The sequence below is a fragment of the Methylomonas sp. Uni0009 genome (assembly GCF_054188105.3).
Genome location: NZ_JBTAFN010000001.1, coordinates 1,426,833 through 1,450,548 on the forward strand (window position 1 = coordinate 1,426,833; position 23,716 = coordinate 1,450,548).

At 54.9% G+C, this 23,716-nt stretch carries 17 protein-coding genes; 7 read left to right on the forward strand and 10 right to left on the reverse strand.

Annotated elements, in window-relative coordinates; all coding sequences use genetic code 11:
• Nucleotides 1-122: 122 nt before the first annotated feature.
• The 9 genes from ACWAU0_RS06680 to ACWAU0_RS06720 form a co-directional block, all read right to left on the reverse strand.
• Complete coding sequence (locus ACWAU0_RS06680; protein ID WP_458138730.1) at nt 123-2,486, reverse strand: penicillin acylase family protein; 2,364 nt, start codon at nt 2,484-2,486, stop codon at nt 123-125.
• 247 nt (nt 2,487-2,733) lie between these two features.
• Nucleotides 2,734-4,293 carry a SulP family inorganic anion transporter gene (locus ACWAU0_RS06685; RefSeq protein WP_101053743.1) on the reverse strand — a complete coding sequence of 520 codons (1,560 nt, stop codon included), beginning with the start codon at nt 4,291-4,293 and terminating at the stop codon, nt 2,734-2,736.
• 32 nt (nt 4,294-4,325) lie between these two features.
• Nucleotides 4,326-4,958: a carbonate dehydratase gene (can, locus tag ACWAU0_RS06690; RefSeq protein WP_319962767.1), complete on the reverse strand. Its 633-nt coding sequence runs from the start codon at nt 4,956-4,958 to the stop codon at nt 4,326-4,328.
• Between the two features lie 148 nt (nt 4,959-5,106).
• Entirely contained in the window at nt 5,107-6,678 is a 1,572-nt protein-coding gene (locus ACWAU0_RS06695; protein WP_458138731.1) for a complex I subunit 4 family protein, read from the reverse strand.
• Nucleotides 6,671-8,212: a complex I subunit 4 family protein gene (locus ACWAU0_RS06700; RefSeq protein ID WP_458138732.1), complete on the reverse strand. Its 1,542-nt coding sequence runs from the start codon at nt 8,210-8,212 to the stop codon at nt 6,671-6,673. The genes ACWAU0_RS06695 and ACWAU0_RS06700 overlap by 8 nt, the downstream gene beginning before the upstream one ends.
• Nucleotides 8,209-9,786: a proton-conducting transporter transmembrane domain-containing protein gene (locus ACWAU0_RS06705; RefSeq protein ID WP_458138733.1), complete on the reverse strand. Its 1,578-nt coding sequence runs from the start codon at nt 9,784-9,786 to the stop codon at nt 8,209-8,211. The genes ACWAU0_RS06700 and ACWAU0_RS06705 overlap by 4 nt, the downstream gene beginning before the upstream one ends.
• Nucleotides 9,783-12,983, reverse strand: coding sequence for a DUF2309 domain-containing protein (locus ACWAU0_RS06710; RefSeq protein ID WP_458138734.1), 3,201 nt, complete (start codon nt 12,981-12,983; stop codon nt 9,783-9,785). Before ACWAU0_RS06710 ends, ACWAU0_RS06705 begins: the two co-directional genes overlap by 4 nt.
• A 2-nt stretch (nt 12,984-12,985) precedes the next feature.
• Nucleotides 12,986-13,348, reverse strand: a complete 363-nt coding sequence (locus ACWAU0_RS06715) for a hypothetical protein (protein WP_458138735.1) — start codon at nt 13,346-13,348, stop codon at nt 12,986-12,988.
• On the reverse strand, nt 13,345-14,817 hold the full coding sequence (locus ACWAU0_RS06720; protein WP_458138736.1) for a complex I subunit 4 family protein: 1,473 nt from the start codon (nt 14,815-14,817) through the stop codon (nt 13,345-13,347). Before ACWAU0_RS06720 ends, ACWAU0_RS06715 begins: the two co-directional genes overlap by 4 nt.
• Before the next feature lie 322 nt (nt 14,818-15,139).
• On the opposite strand from ACWAU0_RS06720, the gene rlmH reads away from it, so the two are divergent.
• The 6 genes from rlmH to ACWAU0_RS06750 all read left to right on the forward strand — a co-directional run bounded on the left by rlmH (nt 15,140) and on the right by ACWAU0_RS06750 (nt 22,924).
• Nucleotides 15,140-15,604: a 23S rRNA (pseudouridine(1915)-N(3))-methyltransferase RlmH gene (gene rlmH / locus ACWAU0_RS06725; RefSeq protein WP_033157571.1), complete on the forward strand. Its 465-nt coding sequence runs from the start codon at nt 15,140-15,142 to the stop codon at nt 15,602-15,604.
• 4 nt (nt 15,605-15,608) lie between these two features.
• The gene (locus ACWAU0_RS06730; RefSeq protein WP_319962772.1) at nt 15,609-16,184 is read left to right on the forward strand and encodes a Maf family protein; all 576 of its coding nucleotides are present in this window, start codon (nt 15,609-15,611) and stop codon (nt 16,182-16,184) included.
• The gene (gene rng, locus ACWAU0_RS06735; protein ID WP_192392342.1) at nt 16,181-17,638 is read left to right on the forward strand and encodes a ribonuclease G; all 1,458 of its coding nucleotides are present in this window, start codon (nt 16,181-16,183) and stop codon (nt 17,636-17,638) included. The genes ACWAU0_RS06730 and rng overlap by 4 nt, the downstream gene beginning before the upstream one ends.
• A 9-nt stretch (nt 17,639-17,647) precedes the next feature.
• Nucleotides 17,648-21,448 carry a YhdP family protein gene (locus tag ACWAU0_RS06740; RefSeq protein ID WP_458138737.1) on the forward strand — a complete coding sequence of 1,267 codons (3,801 nt, stop codon included), beginning with the start codon at nt 17,648-17,650 and terminating at the stop codon, nt 21,446-21,448.
• A gap of 70 nt (nt 21,449-21,518) precedes the next feature.
• The gene (locus ACWAU0_RS06745) at nt 21,519-22,337 is read left to right on the forward strand and encodes a carbon-nitrogen hydrolase family protein (protein ID WP_033157575.1); all 819 of its coding nucleotides are present in this window, start codon (nt 21,519-21,521) and stop codon (nt 22,335-22,337) included.
• 5 nt (nt 22,338-22,342) lie between these two features.
• A complete protein-coding gene (locus tag ACWAU0_RS06750; protein ID WP_033157576.1) occupies nt 22,343-22,924 on the forward strand; it encodes an outer membrane protein assembly factor BamC in 582 nt (193 codons plus the stop codon).
• A gap of 15 nt (nt 22,925-22,939) precedes the next feature.
• Here the strand turns inward: ACWAU0_RS06750 and moaC are convergent, their stop codons facing one another.
• Nucleotides 22,940-23,428, reverse strand: coding sequence for a cyclic pyranopterin monophosphate synthase MoaC (gene moaC, locus ACWAU0_RS06755; protein ID WP_033157577.1), 489 nt, complete (start codon nt 23,426-23,428; stop codon nt 22,940-22,942).
• Between the two features lie 53 nt (nt 23,429-23,481).
• Here moaC and ACWAU0_RS06760 point away from each other — a divergent pair, with 53 nt between their 5' ends.
• Nucleotides 23,482-23,715, forward strand: coding sequence for a MoaD/ThiS family protein (locus ACWAU0_RS06760; RefSeq protein WP_101053714.1), 234 nt, complete (start codon nt 23,482-23,484; stop codon nt 23,713-23,715).
• The last annotated feature ends 1 nt before the right edge of the window (nt 23,716 follow it).

Genomic DNA, 23,716 nt, shown 5'->3' on the forward strand with positions numbered 1-23,716 from the left:
CATTTTCCATTCACTCAAGGCGCCGATAGTCGTTGTTGGAGTGATTGCTTTCGGATCGTCGCTTGATTTGCCTTGATGGGCGCTCGTCAGTGAACACTAAAGGACATCAAATAACGCTGCCGTTACCTCGGCACAAACTGCAAAACATCCTCACCCACAGCCGTCCGCATCGGCAAAGCCACCCCATCCCGCCAAAAATTCTGCTGGTCGCGGTAGTGCGCCGATAAAGGGTGGCCGGACTGGCCGCCCGGCATGTGGAACAGGGCGTTTTCCGGGTGCGACGGCGACAAGACCAGCCGTTCGCTGGCGCCATGGGCATTGTCCATGACCTTGACGCAAACGCTGGCGCAGCCGTCGCTGTCGAAGGCGGGCATGTCCAGCACGCCGCTCAAAGCAGACGCCACTTTGCTGAACGGGTGGCGTAAATTAACCGGGTGGGTCATGCCCCAGGTCAGTTGATCGGGCTCGACAGAGGGATATTTCTCGCGCAACGCTTGCACGGTTTGCTGCAAGGTTGCCACGATCATCGCCTGCCAATCGTCTTGATAACGCGGGTTCAGCACGCCTTTGGGCCGTTGCGTCAATAATTGCCGTAGCGGCGTTTCCATTTCCCGCCAGGCGTAACGAAATTGCGGGTCCAGTGTTTGACCTGCCGCCACCACTTTCTCAAACACTGCGCCGGCTAGGCGCGTGCGGAATTCACTCAAGATTGGCGCGCCTATGCTGCCGGTTTGCATGTAGCCGTCCCAGGCGGCGATGGAGTTGCGGGCTTTTTGCAAACTTTCGTCGGCGTCGCTCAGATGGTCCAAAGCGTCCAGTGCCAATTGCCGATAAAACGCCAGAACTTCACTGCGGGTATCCAATTGGATTGCCAGCAAATCCGGCTCCGTCAGGCCGTTGCGATTTTTCAGCAATTCCTCGATGCGGTGCGCCCGATAGCTCAAGGACCAGTTATGGCCGATCACATACGGGTAATCCCGGCCCAAGGTGCGATTGTTGGCGGTGACGATAAAACCGTCGGCCGGGTCGAACAGGCGCGGCAATTCATCGGGAGGAATAGAACCGCCCCAAGCGAGGTTACCGTCGGCCCACGACTGGCTGATCAGGCCGTCGAATCCGCGACGATTAGGAAAACGGCCCATGTAAGTCCAGGCGATATGGCCGTCACGATCGGCAATCACCACATTTTGCGGCGGCCCGCCGAAGCGATTCATCACCGCCACGGCTTGCTCGGTATTGCGGGCTTGGTCCATATCTATTAGGCCCAGATCCACAAAGTGCGGCTCCAGCGCAGTCCATTTGATGGCCACTGGCTGCCCCAGCAAATCTTGATCGGATACCGGCCCCCACTCGCTGTCGCGCAAGGTCAGCGTCACGTCGGGTTCACCTTTAACCCGAATGGTTTGCTGGTGTTCGGTAAACGCTTGCCAGCCCTGCGGTGTGCGATATTGGCCGGAATGGGCCGGATCAGTCTCCAGGCGGATCAAATCCAGAAAGTCGCCGGTGACATTGGTAAAGCCCCAGGCCACATCACCGTTGCCACCCAGGATTACGGCAGGAGCACCAGGTAAGGTCACGCCGTAAATATGGCGATTGCCATAACTCAGATCGGCGCGGTACCAGATGTTGGGCACATTTAGCGCCAAGTGCATATCGCTGGCGATCATCGCCCGGCCATCGCGGGTTTTGTTGCCGGCAACCACCCAGTTGTTGGACCCGGACACCACGTTTTCGGCATCCACGGCTTGGTTAAGCGCCAGCGTTGAATCGGTGCCGGGCAGGCTGGCCAGCGCCTCAAGCGGAATTGACGCATTAAAGCGGCGCGGTAGGCTGCCGCCGATTAATGCCTTGGCGTAGGGATCGGTATCGGGCGTCAAGAAAGTCACCAATTCCTGAGGCAGCGCGCGGGCCATGACGCTGACCATGCGCTCGTCCTGTTCCTGGCCGTTAAGGGTTTGAAACATCGCCAACTCGACGAGGATGCTGTCTTCGGGACGCCAAGGCTCGGGGCGGTGGCGCAGTGCCAGAAATTCCGGCGGTAGAACACGGGCAGTGCCAATGAATTGATTCACGCCGTCGACATAAGCTTGCAGCGTCAAACGCTGAGCCGGGGGCAAATCGGCAACGATGCGTTGCGCGGCGCGATCCATTTGATAGACACGTTGCTTGCGGTCCGCGTCCAGTGCCTTGGCGCCGAACAATTCGGCCAGGCGCCCGGCGCTTTTGCGGCGCATCAATTCCATCTGAAACAATCGGTCGCGGGCATGCAAGTAGCCCAGCACGCGATAGGCGTCTTCCCGCCGGGTTGCTTCGATGTCCGGCACACCGAAGGTATCGCTTTTGACGCTGGCTTGACTGGAAAGGCCGGGTAAAACCACTTCGCCATTTTCGGCGGGTAGCGATGCCAGCAACAGCCCTGTTACCAAAGCAATTCCACCGACAATAACACCGGCAATCGACAGGGAGGCAACGCGCTTTTTGGACATGGTTGATATAGCCTCGGGGAGATTGGAAAAATTGGCGCGGAGAAAGTCGCCAACTGCCCCGGCTATTATAGGGCTAAGATTTCAAAAGGTGATTGAGCGGATTTTTAGCAAAGCGGAGTTTAGCAATTAGACTCCGCTAGCAAAAACATTCGAAATTCATGCGTCAAAAAATCGGTTTCGGCACGGCGTTTTCCGAAACCGATTAACAACTTTCGATTGGTAGTGGCTTAAAGAAATTGACTTTGCATCAGTGAGCCGACGAAGACACGTCGCAAGAGACGCTAAAGCCCTGGATTTCCACATTAATACCGCGGTCCGGCGCGGCCAGTAGAAAATCCGCGATGGTTTCAATGATGTCTTGATCGATGAACAACGCTTTGGAGCCGTCAATCAGCAATTCGCAGTCATCGGTTACGGCAGATAGATGCTTACGTAGCAAGGCTTTATTCAAGAAGGAGACATCTTTATGTAAGCGCAGCAAATAATGATCGCCGTGCTGAGTCAAGGTAATCGCCGCGTGGAAGTTGGCTTTCAAGACGAAGTAGAATCCAGCCGCCATACCAATCGCGATACCCAACAACAGGTCAGTGAATAAAATCGCCACCACGGTAATCGCAAACGGCGCGAACTGATTCCAGCCCTTGCGATAAAACTCCACGAACAGTGCCGGCTTGGCCAGTTTGTAGCCGGTTTGCAGCAGAATTGCCGCCAAACAGGCCAACGGAATCATATTCAAATATTTCGCAAAAAACAGCACACTGACCAATAGCAAAACGCCGTGTAAGAATGACGCGATTCTGGTCTGGCCCCCGGCATTGATATTGGCCGAACTACGTACGATCACGGCGGTAATCGGCAGGCCGCCCATCAAGCCGCTGACCATGTTGCCCAGGCCCTGCGCTTTCAGCTCCCGATTGGTCGGCGCAACCCGTTTGTGCGGGTCCAATTTATCGACCGCCTCTATGCTCAGCAAGGTTTCCAGGCTGGCGATAATCGCAATGGTCACCGCCACGCTGTAAATTTTCGGGTTACTGAAATAACTGAAATCCGGTAGACGCAATTGGTTGATAAAGTTGGCGGCACTGCCCAACTCGGGAAGCGACACCAAGTGCTTTTCGCCAATCATCATTTCCGGGGCAAAACGCACTGCCAGAGCGTTGAAACCGACACCCCAAATAACCGCCAGCAACGGACCGGGAATTAACTTTAAAAGCTTGAACTGCTTGATAAACCCGGAATCCCAGATCACCAAAATCAATAGTGCCACGGCACTGACGATGGTAACGCCGGGGGTAATCGCTTCCAACGCTTCGGACAATTCGAAGAAGCTGGATTCAGCGCTCTCCTGCATATAACTTTCATCGCCTTCGAAGCTGGTATCGTAACCGGTGGCATGCGGCGTTTGCTTGATAATCAAAATCAAGCCAATCGCCGCCAGCATGCCTTTAATCACCGAAGCCGGAAAAAATGCGCCAATTACCCCGGCTTTTAAATAGCCCAGAATTATTTGCAAGCCGCCGGCCAGCACCACGCTGAGTAAAAAACCGCCAAAGCCGCCCAAGGTTTCGATGGCTTCGAAGACGATAACCGTCAATCCGGCTGCCGGTCCGGAAACGCTCAATTGCGAGCCGCTGGCCCAGGAAACCAGAATGCCGCCCACCAAGCCGGCGATAATGCCGGAGAACAACGGCGCACCGGAGGCTAGCGCAACCCCCAGGCATAACGGTAAAGCCACCAGAAAGACCACGATACCGGCCGGTAAGTCCTGGTGCAGATGTTTCATATAAGAATTCAATTGCGATGTCATTGGTTTACCCAGTCGTTGCGAAAATCCGGATGCTAGTCGGCATAGCGGTAAATCGGATTGATTTGCGTGTTATGGTCGAGCTTGATCAGTTCATTGATCAAGCCGTCGTTCAGGCCGTATACCCAGCCGTGTAAAGTGGGTTTGTGCCCATGTTTCCAGGCCGACTGAATAATCGAGGTATGCGCCAGGCGATAAACTTGCTCGATGATATTCAGCTCGATCAGGCGATCGGTTTTTTTCTCCGGCGCAATAGACTCAAGCTCTTCCTGATGCAAACGGTAGACATCTTTAATATGCAGCAACCATTTATTGGTGATAACCAGATCCGATTTTTGCGGCTGCAAGGCCGCTCTCACGCCGCCACAGCCGTAATGGCCGCAAACGATAACGTGCTTAACTTTTAAGACGGAAATGGCGTATTGCAAGACGCTCAGGCAATTGAAATCGGTGACGATGACCTGATTGGCAATATTGCGATGCACAAAAATCTCGCCGGGCTTGGCGTTGACGACGGTCTCCGCAGGCACCCGGCTATCCGAGCAGCCTATCCATAAAAAGTCGGGCTTTTGTTCTTTGGCCAACTGGACGAAAAATTCCGGGTCTTTCCTACTGACTTCTTCCGACCAGGCTTTGTTTTCCAGCAGTAATTTCGTGGGTGTAATCATAATGGGTGTCCTTATTTTCTATCACTATGCGTCCTGGAGCGGATCCGGAACGGGTTGTTCAAAAGAATGTGTCTTTACCGGTAATACTATATCGAATCGAAACTATATAGCAATTGCTTTAGGCTCTAAATCTGGGCTAAATCAAAAGTTATATTGAACCATCGCTCAGCGCGCCTGAAATTGTGGTTCTCTGCGTGAGTATGGATGTTGGTGCCGCCTGCGGAGCCTCCACACTTAACCGCTGCCACCAGGACTGCACACTGGTTTCTTGCCAGGACAACAGCCATTGCGGATACAGGCCTATCACCAATACCAGCAGCGCCGGCACGACCAGCAATGCCAACTCGCGTGGGCGCAGATCCTGTACTTTGGCTACGCTGTTGTGCACAAGCGGGCCGAAGAATGCCCGTCTGACAAAACCCAACAGATACGCCGCGCCCAATACCGCGCCAAACAAAGCCACCATCGCCAGTGCCGGATAAGCCTGCAATGCGCCGAGTATCATCAGCAATTCCGCGGGGAAGCCATTGGTGCCGGGCACGCCGATACTGGATAGCGCAAACACGAAAAATAGCGTCGTTAAGCGCGGCAGCGGTTTGGCCAAGCCGCCGAGATGAACCAGATCAGTACTACCCAAGCGTTGCTGAATCATGCCGGCGATCAACATCAGGCTGCCGACGACGATGCCGAAATTCAGCAACTGCATGACCGCACCTTGTAAACCTTGCAAATTAAAAGCGGCGATGCCGACGATGACCAGGCCGACATGACTAATACTGGAATAAGCCAGCAAGCGGCGCAGATTGGTTTGCTGCAACGCAATCAAGGCACCGTAAATCAGCGTCACCGCACCGAGTATCGCCAACAGCCAGCGATGTTCCAAGGCCGCTTGCGGCGCCAGCGGTATCGCAAAACGAATGATGCCGTAAACGCCCAGTTTCAAACCGACCAGCAAGGCGCTGAGAAAAGTCGGCGCCTCAATGGCCGTGGTCGGCAGCCAGGTATGAAACGGCAGCAGCGGCGCTTTCACCGCAAACCCCAAAAACAGCAGCAGAAAGATCAGACCCTGCGCCGACTCGGGTATCGGCGTGTTGAGTAAAACCGGCAAACTGAAAGCCAAATCCTGCGGAATGGTCCCGCCGTTAGCCTGCGCGTGATTAATCGCCAGCAAAATAATCCCGAACAACAAGGGCACGCCGCCGAATAACATATACAAGGTATATTTCATCGCCGCGTACCGTCGCTCTGCGCCTACGCCCCATAACCCGATCAAGAAAAAAATCGGCGGCAAGGTCAGCTCCCAAAACAGGAAGAACAAGGCCAGGTCCAATGCGGTAAATACACCGATAGTTACGCTCTCCAGCGCCAGCATCAACGCCAACTGAAAGCGATTTAACTGCCGCACGCTGTTCCAGCCGGCCAACAAACCCATCAGGGTCAGCAAGGCCGTCATCGGCAAAAACAGGATCGAGATGCCGTCCACACCGAGTTGATAGTGAATATTCAGGCCCGGTATCCAGGCATAGTCTTCCAGCAACTGAAAATCGCCACGCGCGGTATCGAAAACCCCAGCCGCCGCGACGGTAAACAGTAATTCCACAACGGCCACCAACAAAGCGCCGCGCTTGGCTAACTGGGTATCCTGGATGAACGCCAGCGATAAGGCCCCCAACAAGGGCCAGACCAGACAGAGGGACAGCAAAGGAAAACTATCAGTCATGGTGCGGGCCGTTCATGTGGTGGCTGTGATGTTCCGGATAATGTTCGCCGATTTCCTTGGCTTCCTGATCGATATATTTCAGCCAGGGCGTGGTGTAAAAACCGGTGCCGATCAGCAGGCCGCAGATGGTCACAGCGATAATCCGCTCCTTAACCGCCGGATGGTGGACGCTGCCGTAAGGCTGAACAATGCGCTTGGCATGAGCAATAAACAGCCTTTGAAACGCCCACAGCAGAAAAGCCGCCCCCAGCACGTTACCCAGCAAAATCGCGATGGCGATATACCAGCCGTGTTCCTCTATGGTGCCTTCGATTAATAGGTGCGCGGCATCGAAACCCGGTGTGCCGGGCATGACCATGGTGCTGAGCGCGGAAATCAAAAACAGCAAGGCGATAGTCGAATTGGTCTCGAACAGTCCGCCCAAACGCGGCAGGAACGAGGTGCGGGTACGTTCGTAAATCAAGCCGATGCTGAACAGCATGCCGGCCGTGGCCAGGCCGTAGGCTATCGATAGCAGAATGCTGCCTTCCAAGGCAAAGTCGTTGAAGGAGAATACGCCTATCGCCAACATGCCGGTATGACTGATCACCGCAAACGCCAACAGCCGGCGCATATTGATTTGCATCAGCGCCAGCAGGGCGCCGTAAAAAATCCCGATCAAGCCCAAATCGACGACAAAATGCACCCATTGCTCGGCCGCACCCGGCACTAGCGGCAGGATGAAGCGGATCAAGGCGTAGATGCCTAGCTTTAAACCGGTCAGAAAAATCGCCGCGCTGGCGGCGGTGCCGTGCTCGGCCAGCAACGGAAGCCAGGCGTGAAACGGAAACAGCGGCATGCGGATGGCAAAGCCGAAAAACAGCAAGATAAAGATCAGGGTTTCGTTAGGAATCGCCAGATTGTGATGTTTTAGAGTCAACCAATCGAAGCTCAAATCCAAGCCGTTTTGCGCCAAACCATAGCTAAGCAACACAAAGCCGGCTAGAGTCATGACCAAACCGGACAGCCAGTATTGCAATACCGATTTCACCACCTGATTGCGCTGCTTGCCGGTACCGGCAAATACCGTTAATAACACCACCGGCACCAGCTCCAGCAAGCACCAGAACCAGAATTGCAGCGTATTCAGCGCCGCGAATGCGCCGATTAATATGCCTTGGTAGGCCAGCAGGCAGGCGATGAACAAGCGGTCGTTGCGATGCCGGGTGATCAAGGTATAGACCAGCGCCAGCAAGCCTAAAATTGCCGTTAGCGGAATAAACAGAATATTGGTGCCGTCCACGCCAACCCGATAGTTCATACCCAACAATTGAAAATGTTCGGCAAGATGGAGCCCAGGGGTTTCCGAGTCGAATATCAGCAACAGATAAATGCTCAGCAATACGTTCAGCAATGCCCCGGCAAAGGCCAGTCGCACGCTGTAAACCGGTTTGGCGAACACCACTGCTAACATGGCCAGCAAGGGCACCAGCGTCATCAAAGTCAATAGCGGTACCGCCGCCACTGCCTGCCAGAAAACAATAGGGGTATTCATCGGTATCCCAGCGCTACCATCAAGGTGATCAACACAAACAACGCCAGATAGCGCGGCTGTAACAATAATTGCTCAAAACGGTTGGCAGCCTGACCCAGGCGCCGGCCAAATCGAATCGAATCGCGGCCGATGCCGCGCAGAATGAAGTGATATTCAAACCAGTTCAGCAAGGCGGCGGTCCATTGCGCCAATTTGCCGGCCAGACCGCTGCCTTGAGCGAAGCTGTCTTCCTGGCTATCCAGGTTGGCGCCCATTTTTTGCTCTTCCCACTGCGCCAAGGACGACACCGCTTTGATAGCCGGTGCCGGCGCGCCCAAGGCCTTATCCACAATGTGTTCGTCGATGTAACGCGCATCCTTGGCTAAGCGTAAAACCGGCTTGACCATCAGCCAATCCAGGGCCGGCTCCAGCCAGCCGCGCTGCAAAGAGGCGATAAAGGCCCAGCGGCAATTTGCCAGCGCCGGCGCCACCGATTTGATGGGTTGTCCGTGGGTGTTGTGCAAGATGGACGGCGCGGTTAGCAGCAAATAACAACGCACTACGGCATGCGCGGCCAGATGCCAGGCCGCCAAAGTCCAAAATCCCAAGCCGCATTCAACAAACATCAAACCCAGTTGCCCGGAGGTGGCGAAGATTTGCGAGCTTTTGATGTCGGTCTGGCTCAAGCCTACCCAGTAACTGTAAATTGCCGTCAGCGCGCCAACCACCGTCAACAACAGCATAGCCAACGGCGCCTGCATGAACAAAGGCTGCAATTGGATAATCAAGAACACGCCGGCATGGATCATCGCCCCACCATAGAAAATCGCGCTGGATGGCGTTGGCCCTTCCATTGCTCTGGCCAGCCAGGGCGTGAATGGAATTTGCGCAGATTTGGCGAATGCCGCCATGGCAAAACTCAGGGCCAGCAAGGTAGCGTCGCCCACTTCCAGATCGCCCGCGCTGCTGTTGATGGTTTGCCAATCGGCATTTTCCAGCCAGGCCAAGGCCAGACCGATTGCCAGAATAAAACCGCCGTCGCCGATGCGGTTGGTCACAAATACGCGGGTGGCGTTATGCGCGGCGATGGGTCTGTCGTAGGCGTAAGCAATCAGCCAGTACGAGCAAACCCCGGCCATCTCCCAGGCGATAAAGGTAAACACCGCGTTGCCGGACAACACCAACAGCAGCATGGCCGCCGCAAATAGATTCAGGATGAAGAAAAAGCGATGGAAACCGGCCTCGCGGTGCAGGTAATTCACCGAAAAGCGCATCACGACCAGCAGTAACAGCGAGAACAAACTGACCAAGGCCAGATTAAAACCGCTGGTGCTGAGTTTGTAGTCTACGCTCAGCGAGCCGCTACGCAGCCAAGTGCCGTACGAAACTGAGTCGGCCAGCTGGCCGGACAAATCGCCGGCTAATAAAGCCAAGGCCGTCAGTACCGATAGGCTGATAGCCATTACACCCAGCCGTGCCGTGGTTTTCTCGCCGGCCTCGCCATCGATAATCCGGAAAAAGTGCAGGCCGCCAATCAGTAACGCGGCCAATAGCGGAAACAAGGGCATTAGGGTTGCGTAGGCTGCCATACTCATACAACCCCCATTAAATCGGGCTGTTTGATCAACATGGGTGCCACCGGCAGGGTTTCGTCGCGATAGCAATCCGGCGAGTTATCTCGCAACGGCAGCTCGCTGTCGCCGGGTTGCCAGCGCACAAAGCCGACACCGCGCTGAAACACAAATATCTCGCCGCTATCCGGGTCTTTGGCACTGAGATGCACCCAACCGCCGCCGATCAGTTCTCGCAGGCTTTCCTGCCGGCCGTAAATTTGCGCCAACACCGCGGTTTTCGCCTCGACAACGATTTGCAAACGCATGGCCTCGTGAATCTCGATCATCTGCCTTGGTAAGCCGGTGCGCAAGTCGCTGCTGGCACCTTCCATCACCGCACAGAAGCCAGTCAGATTGTGCGGCACTTTCGAACCGCAACCCAGCCGTTCGTTATTCACGGTGGAGAAATAATATTCCAGGTTGATGCCGGCGCCGACCGGACCGACCGCCAGCAAGATGCCTTCCAGCACTGTACCTTCAGGGTCCTGGCTCGGATCGTAGGAAATCAAAAACAGGCGACGGTCAAAAAATGCACCTTGCGTTAAAGAGCGTCTACCGACCAGTGCCGCGGCGTTGGTGGCATGGCCCAACTCCGGCCGAGCCTGGGAAAAATCGGCAGCGCGATTTAGAAAATGCCGTAACGCTTGCTTGGGCTCCGGCCGGCGCGGCGCGGACGCCAAACGCCGGCAGCGCTCGTGAGCCGACATGCGCTGCGCGTGTTGCATCTGCTGCATAAATTTGTTGAAGGCCGGTTGGCGCTCCTGCGGCACGGCGCTGCTGTCATACCAGATGATGTCTTCGTCGCAGGTATTGTGTTCGGCTCCGATGAACCAGGTGTCGGCTGGAATGACGATACCGCGCTCGGCCAGTAATTGCCTGACTTCTGGCCGATTCGCCATTGCCGCGAACAACCGGGCATTCGGCCCACCGTGCCGGCCGCTGCAGGCGCCGCAATCGTATGCGGACAAATGCGGATTGTTTTGGCTCAATGACCCATGGCCCATCAATACCACCAATTCGGCAAAGCCGTAAGTCAGACCGGTATTACGCAAAAACCCGGCGATCCGCTCGGCTTGCTCCTGGTCGGTAAAGCCCCATCTAGGTTGTTGGGGCGTGGCCGGTGTATCGGGGTTGCCAGCGGTAAAATGCAATTGCGATGGCACATCAGGCGCGATGCCTTTCGCCACCGCAGCCAGCAACTGCTGCTGCGTTTTGGGAATGAAACTTTTCGCCAGCAACCCGAGCAAAGTAAAAGGTGCCATGGCATTGATCACCGGATATGCCAGCAGCGTATCACGGCGCAAACCGTGCTGAAGCAAATCGGCAAGCCGTTGCTTTAGATTGCGGCCTTGCCGGCGCCGGGCCAAGGCTTTTTCCTGGCCGGGTTGACTGCATTCCTGAACGTTATGTGCCGGTACGACCACCACCGGACAAAGGGCCGTCAATTTGCTATCGTCGAGGCCTTGATAATTCATCGGTACGCCAAAAAAACCGGCGGCTCCCAGCGTTTCGATAGCCGGATTGAGTTCTTCCAAGTGACGGCGGATGCCTTCCTCGCGATCATCCATGCAAAACACGATTTGTGCTGCGGGGCGGTTGTCTCGTTGCGCCCAGCGCCCGCGATTATGATTGGCGTGCAGGGCTTGCAGCAGCGCTTGTTGATAGTGGCGTTCGTAGGCGTTAAGCCAAATATTGCTGCGATCCGCCTGACTGAAAGTGTCGATGACGGCCAAGCAATCCAACAGCGGGGCCAGCTCTGAACGCTGCACGTCGCTGGCGATTAATCCAAGCAATTGGCAAAGGCGAAACAAGCGCCAACCCTGGTTATAAATACTGAGGGCTGAGGGAGCCAACGGACTAAGTTGCCAGGTCCAAATCCGTTCGGCCACGGTCTGCCAGACCTGTTTGTCCCGCGCCGAATCTTTCAGTAAAGCCTGTGACGCAAGCGCCAGATATTCCGGCAATTGGCCTTGAAACAAAGTATGCCTGACCGAAAACTCGGCCAGGTTTTTTGAAAAATAACCGCGGAGTTTGTCCAGTTGCGCCTCGCAACCCCATTGCTGCCTGCATAGCTGTTCTGCGTACAGCCGATCCAGAATCAAGCGTATCGCCAGATAATCGGCCAATAGGGGCTGGGTGGCGTCATCCGCTTGATAATCGGGATGAGTTTGCCGCCAGTTGATCAAACCCGACCAACCCGGTAGTTCAAGGGCTAGCCTTTGCAGATAGCCAACCCAGCGGGATTCTGTGATTTTCAGTGCTACCAGCTCTTGCGCAATCGCATCTATGGGTTCGGCAGGTAGCGCTCCCGTAACCGTTTGCCAATTATGTAGTTCCTGAAAAACCGGCTGGGCATCGTAGATCAAACTCTCACGCCAGGCTTCGTACAACCCCAGTTCTTGGCGCTTGGGCAATCGCCAGGCCGCCAGGCCTTCGTCCAATAACGATGCGCATAAACGAATCAATTGCGGACGCACCGTGTCCAGAATATCCTTGCCGGTCAACGCCAGCAACAAGCCGCGCAGGGTCAAACGGTCGCCGACCCGTGCAAAAAGGCTTTCCAGGCTCTCCATGCAAGATTGGCGCATCTGCTGTTCCGCACCGGCATTCGCCGCATCCGGCAGCCATTGCCGGATTTGCTCGGCGGACAAATCCAGCAAATCTTCCGGATGCAAATTCGGTGTTTGCAGCTCAAGCTTGGCGAGCAAGGCATCCCACAATTCACGAGCCGTTTCGCCAGCGGCGGCCGGCTTATCCAGCACTCCGAGCTCGCGCACCTGCCAATCGAATTGCCCGGGTGTCAGCGCCTGCAACTCGTGCAGCAAGGCCAGCCGGTAAAGCATCTGCTGAGTAATGGGTTTGCCATTGACCTTGCAAATCTCAGTGTCCAGCGCTTCTCCAAATTGCTGCGCCAATGCGCCATCAATATCTTGATCGGCTATCCGGCCCTGTGCATAAAACTCGCGAAACTGTTCGGCCGGCAGGTAGCAACTGATACCCGTCAATTCGTTAAATTCCTCCAGCGCTTGTTCGAACGGCAGGTGTTGAAAACCATGCAAGGTATTGTGATGCACGAAATCGTGAATCGGTGCTTGTCCCGGTAATACGTGATCCAGGTGATGGATCGCGTCTATGATGATGTCGCGCTGGGAAGCAATATTTGATAAGGAATCGTGCATGGTCAAATCAATTCCACATTCATTGACACGCCAAACGATTGGGGTCGTACCTTGAAGTTGGTAACGGTGTTTATCCCGTATGCCGCGCCGAGCACCGGAGCTTTTGGCAGGATCAGCCCGAAGGGGCGATGCAGGGATGCATCGCATTGCCGAAGGGGCAGGAAGCCCCTTTCGGCAACCCCTGCCAAAAGTGAGGAGCGCAGGGAATAAGCGGTATCCGGGCCGCCTTTTCTTTGGCTACTTTCTTTTGGCGGAGCAAAAGAAAGTAGCTCGGCTGTCGGTCCGAGAACCGACGTTAAAATGCCGTCGCGATAGCGACACATCATTATCCAAGCGACCGCAGGTTCAACAATAAACAACATCACGGCAACCTCTCCCCCATTACCGCCAACATCTTCCCCACTGTCGCCGTAGACAAGCCAATCAAAGGTGCCGGCAACAAACCGAACAACACGATACCAGCCACCAATACGCCGGACGCCATCAGTTCAAGCGGTTTCAGATCGGCAATATTAAGCATTTGCGACTTCACCGGCCCGGTAAACAACAAGCCGATGGTGCGCATCGCATAGGCGGCGCTGATCAGAATACTGAGGCTAAAAAACACCATCAAACCTCCCCATTCTTGAAAGCCGCCGATTAGGGTATGCAGTTCCGCGATAAAACCCACGGAGCCGGGCAAGCCCATGGCCGCCAGCAAGGTCAAGGTGGTTAAGGTGGCGAAGCGCGGCATGACCTGCACCAGCGAACTGTAATCTTGAATGTTACGGGTATGCGTGCGTTCGTAAAGCAGACCAACCAATAAAAACAACGCGCCGGCGATCAAGCCGTGCGCGGTCATTTGTAATATCGCACCGGTGAAGCCTGTTTGATTCAGCGCGGCAATGCCCAGCAGGACCACGCCCATATGACTCAAAGAGGAGTAAGCCACCATGGCTTTCAGATCGCGTTGCCGCCAGGCCAGCAAGCCGCCGTAAATCATGCCGAACAGCGCTAGAAATACCAGCAAGGGCTGAATCAATTTGGCGGCAACCGGCAACATCACCACGCAGCGCAATAAGCCATAGGCGCCCATTTTCAAAAGAATGCCCGAGAGTAAAATGCTGATCGGGCTGGGCGCTTCGACGTGCGCCAACGGTAGCCAGCCATGCAGCGGAAAAATCGGCATTTTCACGCCAAAGCCGATCAGGAAACCCAGCAGCACTAGGACTTGCTCGACCACCGGCATGTTTTGCGCGGCCTGCCCCATAGAGGCCATTAAGGAACCCTGGTTTTCCAGATCGTATTGACTGATCGCCAGCAAACTCAGCAACATGAACACCGAGCCACCCATGGTGTACAGCACGAAATTTAAACTGGCGGCATGCCGGCGCTTGCCGCCCCAGCGGTCAATCAGGAAAAACAGCGGGATCAAGGTCACTTCCCAGAAGATGTAAAACAGCGCCCAGTCTTGCGCCATAAACACGCCGAGCATGCCGAATTCCAACAACAGCACGGAAATATGATAGCCCTTGATGCTATCGGCCAAAGAAAAGGAAGCCAGCAGGGCAATGCAAGTCAACAGCGCAGCCAGCACCAGCATCGGCATGGACAGGCCGTCCACACCCAAAGCATAAGCACTGCCCAGTTTGGGGTTAAGCGGATAGAACTCGCTAAATTGCAGCGCGGTGTCGTCGGCGTCAAACTGGAGCAATAGCAAACCAGCCAGCAACAAAGCCGCCAAGCTGAATACATTAGCTACAATTCTGATCAATCGGCTATTCCGGCCGGAGACCAGTACCAGCAATATTGCCCCCAGCGCCGGGGTCCATAACAGCGCGCTTAGCATCACCATTGTTATCGTCTAAGTCCAATACAGCAAACATTCTAACGACATTTGGTTGAAAAAAGCCAATCCGACCAAGAATTGGTTTAAATAAACCAGATGGCCGTTTAGGGCTTGCACTATCGGACGGTAGAGCCGATTTCGCAAAGCCCGGCGCTTCGTGTAACCTAAGCGCAGCAAAAAATATCGGGATTTGGGGATCCTGCGCATGCCAAACATGGTCACGCTAGCGATTAGCGCCAATAGCTCGGCGACGTTTGTAAACGCTGTGCGCATGAATGCCACCCGTTCTTTACCCCGTTTTCCCGCGAATTGATAGCCTGTAACAACTATGCAAATCCACATGATAGCCGTCGGCAACAAAATGCCGGACTGGGTACAGCAAGGTTATAATGAATATGCCAAGCGGCTGCCGCGCGAATGCGAGTTGCTGCTAAAGGAAATTGCCCCGGACAAACGCCGCAGCGGCGACATTGCCCGCATTACCAAGGACGAAGGAGAACGCATGATAGCGGCATTGCCCAGCCGGGCGCACGTGGTGACGCTGGACATACCGGGCAAACCCTGGACCACGCCGAATCTGGCGCAAGCCTTGCAACGCTGGCTGGGTAACGGCCAGCCGGTCGCGCTGATGATAGGCGGACCGGAAGGCTTGTCTCAGCAAGTGCGCGATCTGGCTCAGGAATCCTGGAGTCTTTCGCCGCTGACCTTCCCGCATCCCTTGGTTCGAGTGATTGTCGCTGAACAAATCTACCGGGCCTGGAGTCTGTTGAATAACCACCCTTACCATCGTTAAGCGCATGCACCCACAACTGATCCTGGCGTCCGCCTCGCCGCGCCGCAGCGAATTGCTCAAGCAAATCGGCATCCGTCACAGTATCATGGCGGTCGACATCGACGAAACGCCGTGGCCGGGCGAAGCGCCCGCTGCTTACGTCGAGCGGGTAGCCGCGGAAAAATCCGCACTCTGTCTGGCAACGGCCGCTACCGATTTACCGGTACTGGCTGCGGATACCAGCGTGATTTGCGACGGCCGCATCCTCGGTAAACCCGAGGATTTGCAGCACGCCATTGAAATGCTCAGTCATTTGTCGGGACGCAAGCATCAAGTGTATAGCGCGGTATCCTTACGCGGTGAGCAACACTGGCAGGCGCTTAGCGTTAGCGAAGTGCGCTTTAGGCCCTTGAGCCACCAGGAAATCGTCGCTTACTGGCAAACCGGGGAACCGCACGACAAGGCTGGCGCCTATGCGATTCAAGGCTTGGCCAGCGTATTTATCGAATCGATCACCGGCAGTTTTTCCGGCGTGATGGGCTTACCGCTGTTCGAAACCGCGCAATTATTAAGCCTAGCAGGCATAGACATTATTCAATGAGCGAAGAAATATTAATCAACGTCACGCCGCCGGAAACCCGAGTCGCAGTGATCGAAAACGGTGTGCTGCAAGAACTGATTATCGAACGGGTCCGGCAAAAAGGTTTGGTTGGCAACATCTACAAAGGCGAGGTGTGCCGCGTGCTGCCGGGCATGCAGGCGGCTTTTGTGGACATTGGTTTGGAAAAGGCGGCGTTTTTGCATCTCTCCGATTTCAGCAGCAAGGAACTGGCCGAAAAAGCCTCGGAAAATATCGAACACTATTTAAAGGAAGGCCAAAAATTGGTGGTGCAAGTCACCAAAGATCCGCTCGGCAACAAGGGCGCGCGACTGACCACCGATATTTCCATCCCGTCCCGCTACCAAGTTTACATGCCCTATGCCGGTAACTCCGGCGTGTCGCAACGCATAGAATGCGAATCCGAACGCACTCGTTTGCGGGCTTGCATCGAAGCCTATCAGCTAAAGCACCAGGTACCGGGCGGCTTTATTGCTCGCACCGCCGCCGAATGCGTGGAAGATGTAATTTTGTATTCCGACATGACTTTTTTGCACAAACTCTGGGAATCCATCCTGGAAAAAAGCAGCAAGGCCAAAGTCAAAACCCTGATCCACGAAGACCTGCCGCTCAGCATCCGCACCTTGCGGGATTTGTACAAAGACGGTATCGAAAAAATCCGCGTGGATTCCAAGGAAACCTTTCTGCGCTTGGTCGAATTCGCCGAAACCTTCGTACCGGAAATTGTGTCGGTGATCGAGCATTATTCGGGCGAGCGGCCGGTGTTCGATATTTATAACGTGGAAGACGAAATCAGCAAGGCCTTGGACCGCAAGGTCAAACTCAAATCGGGTGGTCACCTGGTGTTCGACCAGACCGAGTCGATGACTACTGTCGACGTCAATACCGGCGGCTATGTCGGCGGCCGCAATCTGGAAGAAACCATCTTCAAGACCAATCTGGAAGCGGCCCAGACCATTTCCCGACAGCTACGGCTGCGCAATTTGGGTGGCATCATCATCATCGATTTCATCGATATGCAGAGTGAGGACCACAAGAAGCAGGTGTTGACCGCCTTGCAGCGCAATTTGGACAAGGATCACGCCAAGACCAAGATCACCGAAGTATCGGCGCTGGGACTGGTGGAAATGACCCGCAAGCGTACCCGCGAGAGTTTGGAGCATATCCTCTGCGAGCCTTGCTCGACTTGCGGCGGCCGTGGCGTCTTGAAAACCGCCGAATCGATCTGTCTGGAAATTTTTCGGGAAATTATTCGCGTGGTCAGGCAATACAATGTCCAGCAAATCCTGGTACTGGCCTCCGAACAGGTCGTGGAAATGCTGCTCGACGAAGAAGCCGATATGCTGGCGGAGCTGGAAATGTTCTTGAAAGTCGGCATTAAAATCCGCGCCGAAGCCGAATATAACCAGGAGCACTACGACGTGGTGTTGTTATAGGCGGCTATTTTGGTTATTCACCACGTTACCCGGGCTACCCGACACCTGTTGTTCTGGTCGCTGATCACGATTGCCCTCGTCTTGAGCGCGGTACGGGTTTTTTTGATCGACATTGCCGATTACCGCAGCGCACTGGAACAAAAAGTCCGCGAGACCACCGGCATTCCGCTGCATATCGGCAAACTGGGCGCGAATATGCGCGGCTTCAGCCCGGAATTATTGTTGCGGGAAATCGCTATCGAAGGCGCCGAAGCCGGGGCGAAGCCGGCTATCCGCCTGCAAGAAGTGCGGATCGGCATCGATTTACTGGAATGGCTATTGACCCAGGACCCTATGGCCGCCAGTTGGGTGACGCTGGTGGGCGCCAAACTGGATATTCTGCGTAATGAGGACGGCAGCCTCAGCATCAAAGGCCTGCAAAGCAGCGACGGGCAACCGCTGTGGCTGTTACAGGGCGGCAAATACGAGATTCTGCAAAGCCAGGTGACGTGGCAGGATTTAAAGCGGCATCGGCCGCCGGTGACGGTCGAACACTTCGATTTGCTGATAAAAAACCACTATCTGGATCAAAGCCACGAGCTCCATCTAATCAGCAGTTTGCCGGAGCAATACGGCGACAGCTTGCGCATTTCCGCCCGACTTGACGGCAATATCTTTCAGGCCAATGGCATCAACGGCCAAATTTATGTGGAAGGCAGCAATCTGCAAGGGCCGGCTTGGCTGATCGAGGATTTACCGCTGGGTTTGCATTTGGAATCCGGCTCGGGCGATATGCGGATCTGGAGCCAATGGCGCGACTCGATGCCTTACCAAGTTAGCGGTTATCTGCAAGGCCAACAGATTAAACTCGGCAGACAGCAAGGCAAACCGCTGCAACTCGATACCTTTGAAGGCAATCTGGCCTGGACCGAACAAAACGGCCGGCAACGTTGGAGTGCCTACGACGTCAACGTTTTCGCCAATCATCAGCGCTGGCGGGATGCCGAGCTCTATCTACAGCAAGATGCGCAAGGCAACCTCAGCGGCGTGATCAAACAGTTGAATCTGCAAGCCTTGATGCATTTGATACCGCCGTTTCTACCGGCAGAGCAAACCGATTGGGCTAAATGGCTGTCACTCAATCCACGCGGCACTTTGCGCGACCTGTCGTTTTACGCTGAGAGTAATCAGCAACGCTATGCGCTCAACGGCCATTTCAGCCAACTGGGCAACGATGCGCAAGGCGACGTGCCGCAATTACAAGAGCTAAGCGGCTCGATCATTGCCGGCGACCAGGGCGGGCAACTGATATTCGACAGTACAAACGCCAAATTCAATGCGCCGCAAATGTTTAGGAGTAGCCTGGACGTCCCGCGTTTACAAGGCCGAATCAACTGGCGGCAAACCGACACCGACTGGCAAATCGCCAGCGAAAATCTGCAACTGGACAGCGCGGCCTTCCACACGCAGACCCATCTGCAACTCAGCATCCCGAAGAATGACGACAGCGCTGTCATCGATATGCGCACCCGTTTCGACAATTTCAAAGACATCAGTAATGTACCGCAATACCTGCCGGCCAAAATCATGGGTAAGGATGCGGTCGCCTGGCTGGACGATGCTTTTATCGGCGGGCATATCGACAAGGGCGAAATGCGCTTGAACGGAAGGTTAGCGGACTTCCCGTTCACTAACGGTCCCGGCCTATTTGAAGTAGTGTTTGAGATAGACGACGGCGAAATTCAGTTCAACGCCCTGTGGCCGCATTTGCGTGCGGTGCATGCCGATGTGCAATTCCTCGGTGCGGATCTGAACGTGGCGATTAACGGCGGCCATAGCGAAAACGTCGACATCAATCAAGCCGTGGTTTCGATTCCTGATCTGGCCAATAGCGATTATGTTTACGTATTGGGCCAGGTGCAAAGCAAGCTGCCGCACAGTTTACAGTATCTACAAAAAACCCCGTTACGCGCCAAAATTGATCCGCTGGCCAAAGTGTTGGCCCCGGATGGCCATACCCAAGTCGATCTTGATTTGAAAATCGCTTACTACGAAACGCTGCCGACCACCGTAAAAGTCGATGCGCATCTGGATAAGGCCCGCTTGCTGGTCAAACCCGTCGATCTGGCCGTCAACGACATCAGCGGCGTGCTGCGCTTTACCGAAGACCGGGTCAGCAGTAACCGCCTGGAAGGCAATACCCTGGGTTATCCGATACATGCCATCCTGCAAAGCGATGCCAGCGCCACGCAAATCCTGATAGACGGTACCACCGACATCCAGCGCCTGGAAAAGCAATTCAGTTTCCTGAAAAACCAGGTTGCCGACGGCAGCTTGAATTATCAAACCGTATTGACGCTGCCTTACGATGCGGCTAAGCCGTCCACCCTGAGCATTAACAGCAACTTACAGGGCGTAACGATCAACACCCAGGATGCTCTAGCCAAATCGGCCGATCAAGAGCAAGCATTGAATCTAAGCTTTATTTTTAACAACAGCCCATACTTGCCACTAAAAATTACTTACGGCAAGGAGTTGAATGCTGCGCTGTTGATCGACGGCAAACAAAATCAACTCCATTCCGGGCATATAGTGTTCGGCCGGAACTCGGCGGACTTTTACGAACCGGCAGGGTTGAAGCTGGAAATCAATCAGCCGCAATTCAAATTGTCCGACGCGCTTGCCGCATTCTCCGACAACGAAACCCAGCAACGTTTGCCGGCGTTAAAAGAAGTTATTCTGGATACCGAGCAACTGATCTGGCAAGGCCAGAACATCGGCGCGCTAAAATGCCGGTTGCAGCATATCAATCAAGCTTGGCAAGCCACGTTGGACAGCGCGATGGCACGCGGCAAATTGACGATCCCCGACCAGCGCGGCGGCACCAACATCATCAAGCTGCAAATGGATTATCTGAATTTGTCGGCGATGGATAGCCTGAATTTCGACGCGGCAGAAGACGTCGTTACCGACTTGCCCTTGATCGAGATCGACAGCAAACAACTGCTATGGCGCGGCGTGGATTTGGGTAGCTTGAAGCTGAATACCGAGCGGCTGATCAACGGCATTCATTTCAAACACGTGCAACTGGCCAGCGTGGCCGGTACGATAGATTTCAGTGCGGACTGGATCAAACTGGTCGGTGGCAGTTCGACGCAATTAACCGGCAAACTGAACATGAACGGTTTCGGCTTGTTTCTGTCGCAGCTAGGTTTTACCGACGACTTGAGAGGCACACACGCCGAAATCAATTTCAACGGCGGCTGGCGCGGCGCCCCGCAGCAATTTTCAGCGGCCAACCTGACCGGGCAAATGCAGCTGAAGTTCAGTGACGGCCGCATTTCCAGCATCGAGCCGGGCTTTGGCCGCTTGCTGGGCTTGATCGCGATGGAACAATGGGCCAAGCGCTTGAGCCTGGATTTTACCGACGTCTACCGCCAGGGCTTGGCCTTTGATCAGATTACCGGCGACTTCAAAATCAGCAACGGCTTAGCCTATACCGACAATTTATTAATCGACGCGGTATCGGCGAAACTCAGCATAGCCGGGACCGCCGACCTAGTAAAAAAGACCATGGACCACCGCGTTGCCGTCGTGCCCAAGAGTTCCGGGGCGGTGCCGATTGCTGGTACAATCGTGGGCGGTATCGCTGCCGTCATTACCCAAGTGGTGACTGACGATTACAAAGAAGGTTATTTTTTCGGCTCGCAATACAAACTCGCCGGGCCCTGGGGCAATGTCGAGGTCACGCCGTTACACGATCAAGACGGCTTGGTGCAAAAGGCTTGGCGCGGCTTAACCGGCGGCTGGCTGGAGTCGCTGAGCAAATGAACGGCTCTGCCGAATAAACGGCTCCCCAACAGTTAAAACTATAGAAAACAATTAAAATCAGGGACACCTCATGACCATATGTGCCGCCATCCAGATGGCCTCCGGACCGCAAGTCAGCGCCAATTTGCTTGAAGCCGAGAAACAGATCGCCGAAGCCGTGAAAGCCGGTGCGAAACTGGTAGCCTTGCCGGAAAACTTTGCCATCATGGGTATGAACGAATACGACAAGGTTAAAGTCAGCGAGCAGGATGGAAACGGCCCGATTCAGGATTTTCTGGCCGCCATAGCCAAAAAATACGGCATATGGGTGATAGGCGGCACGATGCCGATGCAGGCCACCGCCGCCAATAAAGTCCGCGCGGCTTGTTTGATCTACAACGAGCAGGGCGAGCGAGTCGCCCGCTACGACAAAGTGCATTTATTCGACGTCAGCGTGCCGGATACCGCCGAGGAATACCGCGAATCCGACTCCGTCGAAGCCGGCGACGCCTCCTGCGTGATCGATACGCCGTTCGGCCGGCTGGGTGTGGCGGTTTGCTACGACTTACGCTTTCCGGAATTTTTCCGGCCGATGACCCGGCAAGGCCTGGATATATTGGTGATCCCTTCCGCGTTTACCGCCAAAACCGGCGCCGCGCACTGGGAAGTATTGTTGCGGGCCCGCGCCATCGAAAACCTCTGCTACGTCATCGCGCCAAACCAAGGCGGCTTTCATATGAATGGCCGGCAAACCTACGGCCACAGCATGGTGATCGATCCTTGGGGCGTGGTACTGGATTGTTACAAAACCGGCCCTGGCTTTGTCAGCGCCGAAGTCGATAAAAGCCGCCTGGAAAAAACCCGCCTGTCTTTCCCGGTGCTGGAACATAGACGCTTTTTTTGCGAGTGAGCCTTATGTTGTTAAGAACGCTGACTTACAGCCTGCCTTGCCTGTTGCTGACGGCTTGCGCGGATGCGCCGGACAAATACCGTGATACCCACCACCTGGAACTGCCGCCGGTTTTACCGATAGAACATACCAATCCGCAGCCGGCAGTGGCTGCCGACGATTTAAAGCCTAAGTCGGCTTTGGCCGATTTGATGGCGTTTACCGACGAAGGGGGCAAGCCTGTGCTTACCTTGAAAACCCGCCCCGACCGGGCTTGGGAAATGGTCGCCACGGCATTGAAAATCAGCAATATCGAAGTGCTGGATAAAAGCCAGGAAGATCAACGCTTTCAGGTGCGTTATGACCCCGACACCAGCGGCAAAGATGTCGGCTTGTTGCGCGCTTTATTGAATAATGATTACGACGAAGCCGAATACACCATCAAGTTGAAAGAAGAGCGGCGTGGCTTAACCGTCAACGCCAGCCTGACAAAACCGGAAGACTTGGAGTTTGGCGAAGATGGCTCGGCGGAGCTGATTCGTTTGCTACACAAAGCCATAGACGAAAAAATCATCAACCGCCCGCCTGACAAGAAGGCCGACGAGTAAGCGGCAAGGCTTGATTTAAGCGTCGTCCCGGCGCCAGTGCCCGGATTTGCCGCCGCTTTTTTCCAGCAAACGCACCCCTTGAATCGTCATGCCGCGGTCCACGGCTTTGCACATATCGTAAATGGTCAGCAAGGCAATCTGGGTCGCGGTGAGGGCTTCCATTTCCACGCCGGTTTGGCCGGTAGTCTTCACTGTGGTTTGACAATAGACCCGACTCAAGTCGGTTTGGGCTTGCAGGCTAAGCTCGACATGACTGATCGGCAACGGGTGGCAGAGCGGAATCAGATCGGCGGTTTTTTTACTGGCCATGATGCCGGCAATGCGGGCGATGCCCAGTACGTCGCCCTTCTTGTGGGTGCCGGACACAATCAACGCCAAGGTTTCCGGCTGCATCTCTATGTACCCCTCGCAAACCGCCTGACGTTGGGTGATGGCCTTATCCCCGACATCCACCATATGGGCTTCTCCGGCGGCATTAAAATGAGTGAGCGGCGAATGGGACATGGCATACTAGGCAAGTGGAATCAGCCAAGCATTGTATTACCGGGTGAATAAAGATGTCGATTAAAGTGCTTTACTTTGCAAGCTTGAAGGATCGCATCGGCCGCAGCTACGACGAGCTGACAATCGATGCGCCGTTGACAGTGCTAGAGGTCTGGCATCGCGCTAATCCGCACATGGACATGCCGGGCACGGTATTGGCGTCGATCAATATGGAGTATGTCGGTCTGGATGCCGAAGTTAGCGACGGCGACGACGTGGCGTTTTTTCCACCGGTGACCGGAGGTTGAA

Excerpts from the sequence above, each read along its gene's own strand:
- ACWAU0_RS06680 (WP_458138730.1), bottom strand. The coding sequence starts at position 2,486 with ATGTCCAAAAAGCGCGTTGCCTCCCTGTCGATTGCCGGTGTTATTGTC.
- ACWAU0_RS06685 (WP_101053743.1), bottom strand. The coding sequence starts at position 4,293 with ATGACATCGCAATTGAATTCTTATATGAAACATCTGCACCAGGACTTA.
- can (WP_319962767.1), bottom strand. The coding sequence starts at position 4,958 with ATGATTACACCCACGAAATTACTGCTGGAAAACAAAGCCTGGTCGGAA.
- ACWAU0_RS06695 (WP_458138731.1), bottom strand. The coding sequence starts at position 6,678 with ATGACTGATAGTTTTCCTTTGCTGTCCCTCTGTCTGGTCTGGCCCTTG.
- ACWAU0_RS06700 (WP_458138732.1), bottom strand. The coding sequence starts at position 8,212 with ATGAATACCCCTATTGTTTTCTGGCAGGCAGTGGCGGCGGTACCGCTA.
- ACWAU0_RS06705 (WP_458138733.1), bottom strand. The coding sequence starts at position 9,786 with ATGAGTATGGCAGCCTACGCAACCCTAATGCCCTTGTTTCCGCTATTG.
- ACWAU0_RS06710 (WP_458138734.1), bottom strand. The coding sequence starts at position 12,983 with ATGCACGATTCCTTATCAAATATTGCTTCCCAGCGCGACATCATCATA.
- ACWAU0_RS06720 (WP_458138736.1), bottom strand. The coding sequence starts at position 14,817 with ATGGTGATGCTAAGCGCGCTGTTATGGACCCCGGCGCTGGGGGCAATA.
- rlmH (WP_033157571.1), top strand. The coding sequence starts at position 15,140 with ATGCAAATCCACATGATAGCCGTCGGCAACAAAATGCCGGACTGGGTA.
- ACWAU0_RS06730 (WP_319962772.1), top strand. The coding sequence starts at position 15,609 with ATGCACCCACAACTGATCCTGGCGTCCGCCTCGCCGCGCCGCAGCGAA.
- rng (WP_192392342.1), top strand. The coding sequence starts at position 16,181 with ATGAGCGAAGAAATATTAATCAACGTCACGCCGCCGGAAACCCGAGTC.
- ACWAU0_RS06745 (WP_033157575.1), top strand. The coding sequence starts at position 21,519 with ATGACCATATGTGCCGCCATCCAGATGGCCTCCGGACCGCAAGTCAGC.
- ACWAU0_RS06750 (WP_033157576.1), top strand. The coding sequence starts at position 22,343 with ATGTTGTTAAGAACGCTGACTTACAGCCTGCCTTGCCTGTTGCTGACG.
- moaC (WP_033157577.1), bottom strand. The coding sequence starts at position 23,428 with ATGTCCCATTCGCCGCTCACTCATTTTAATGCCGCCGGAGAAGCCCAT.
- ACWAU0_RS06760 (WP_101053714.1), top strand. The coding sequence starts at position 23,482 with ATGTCGATTAAAGTGCTTTACTTTGCAAGCTTGAAGGATCGCATCGGC.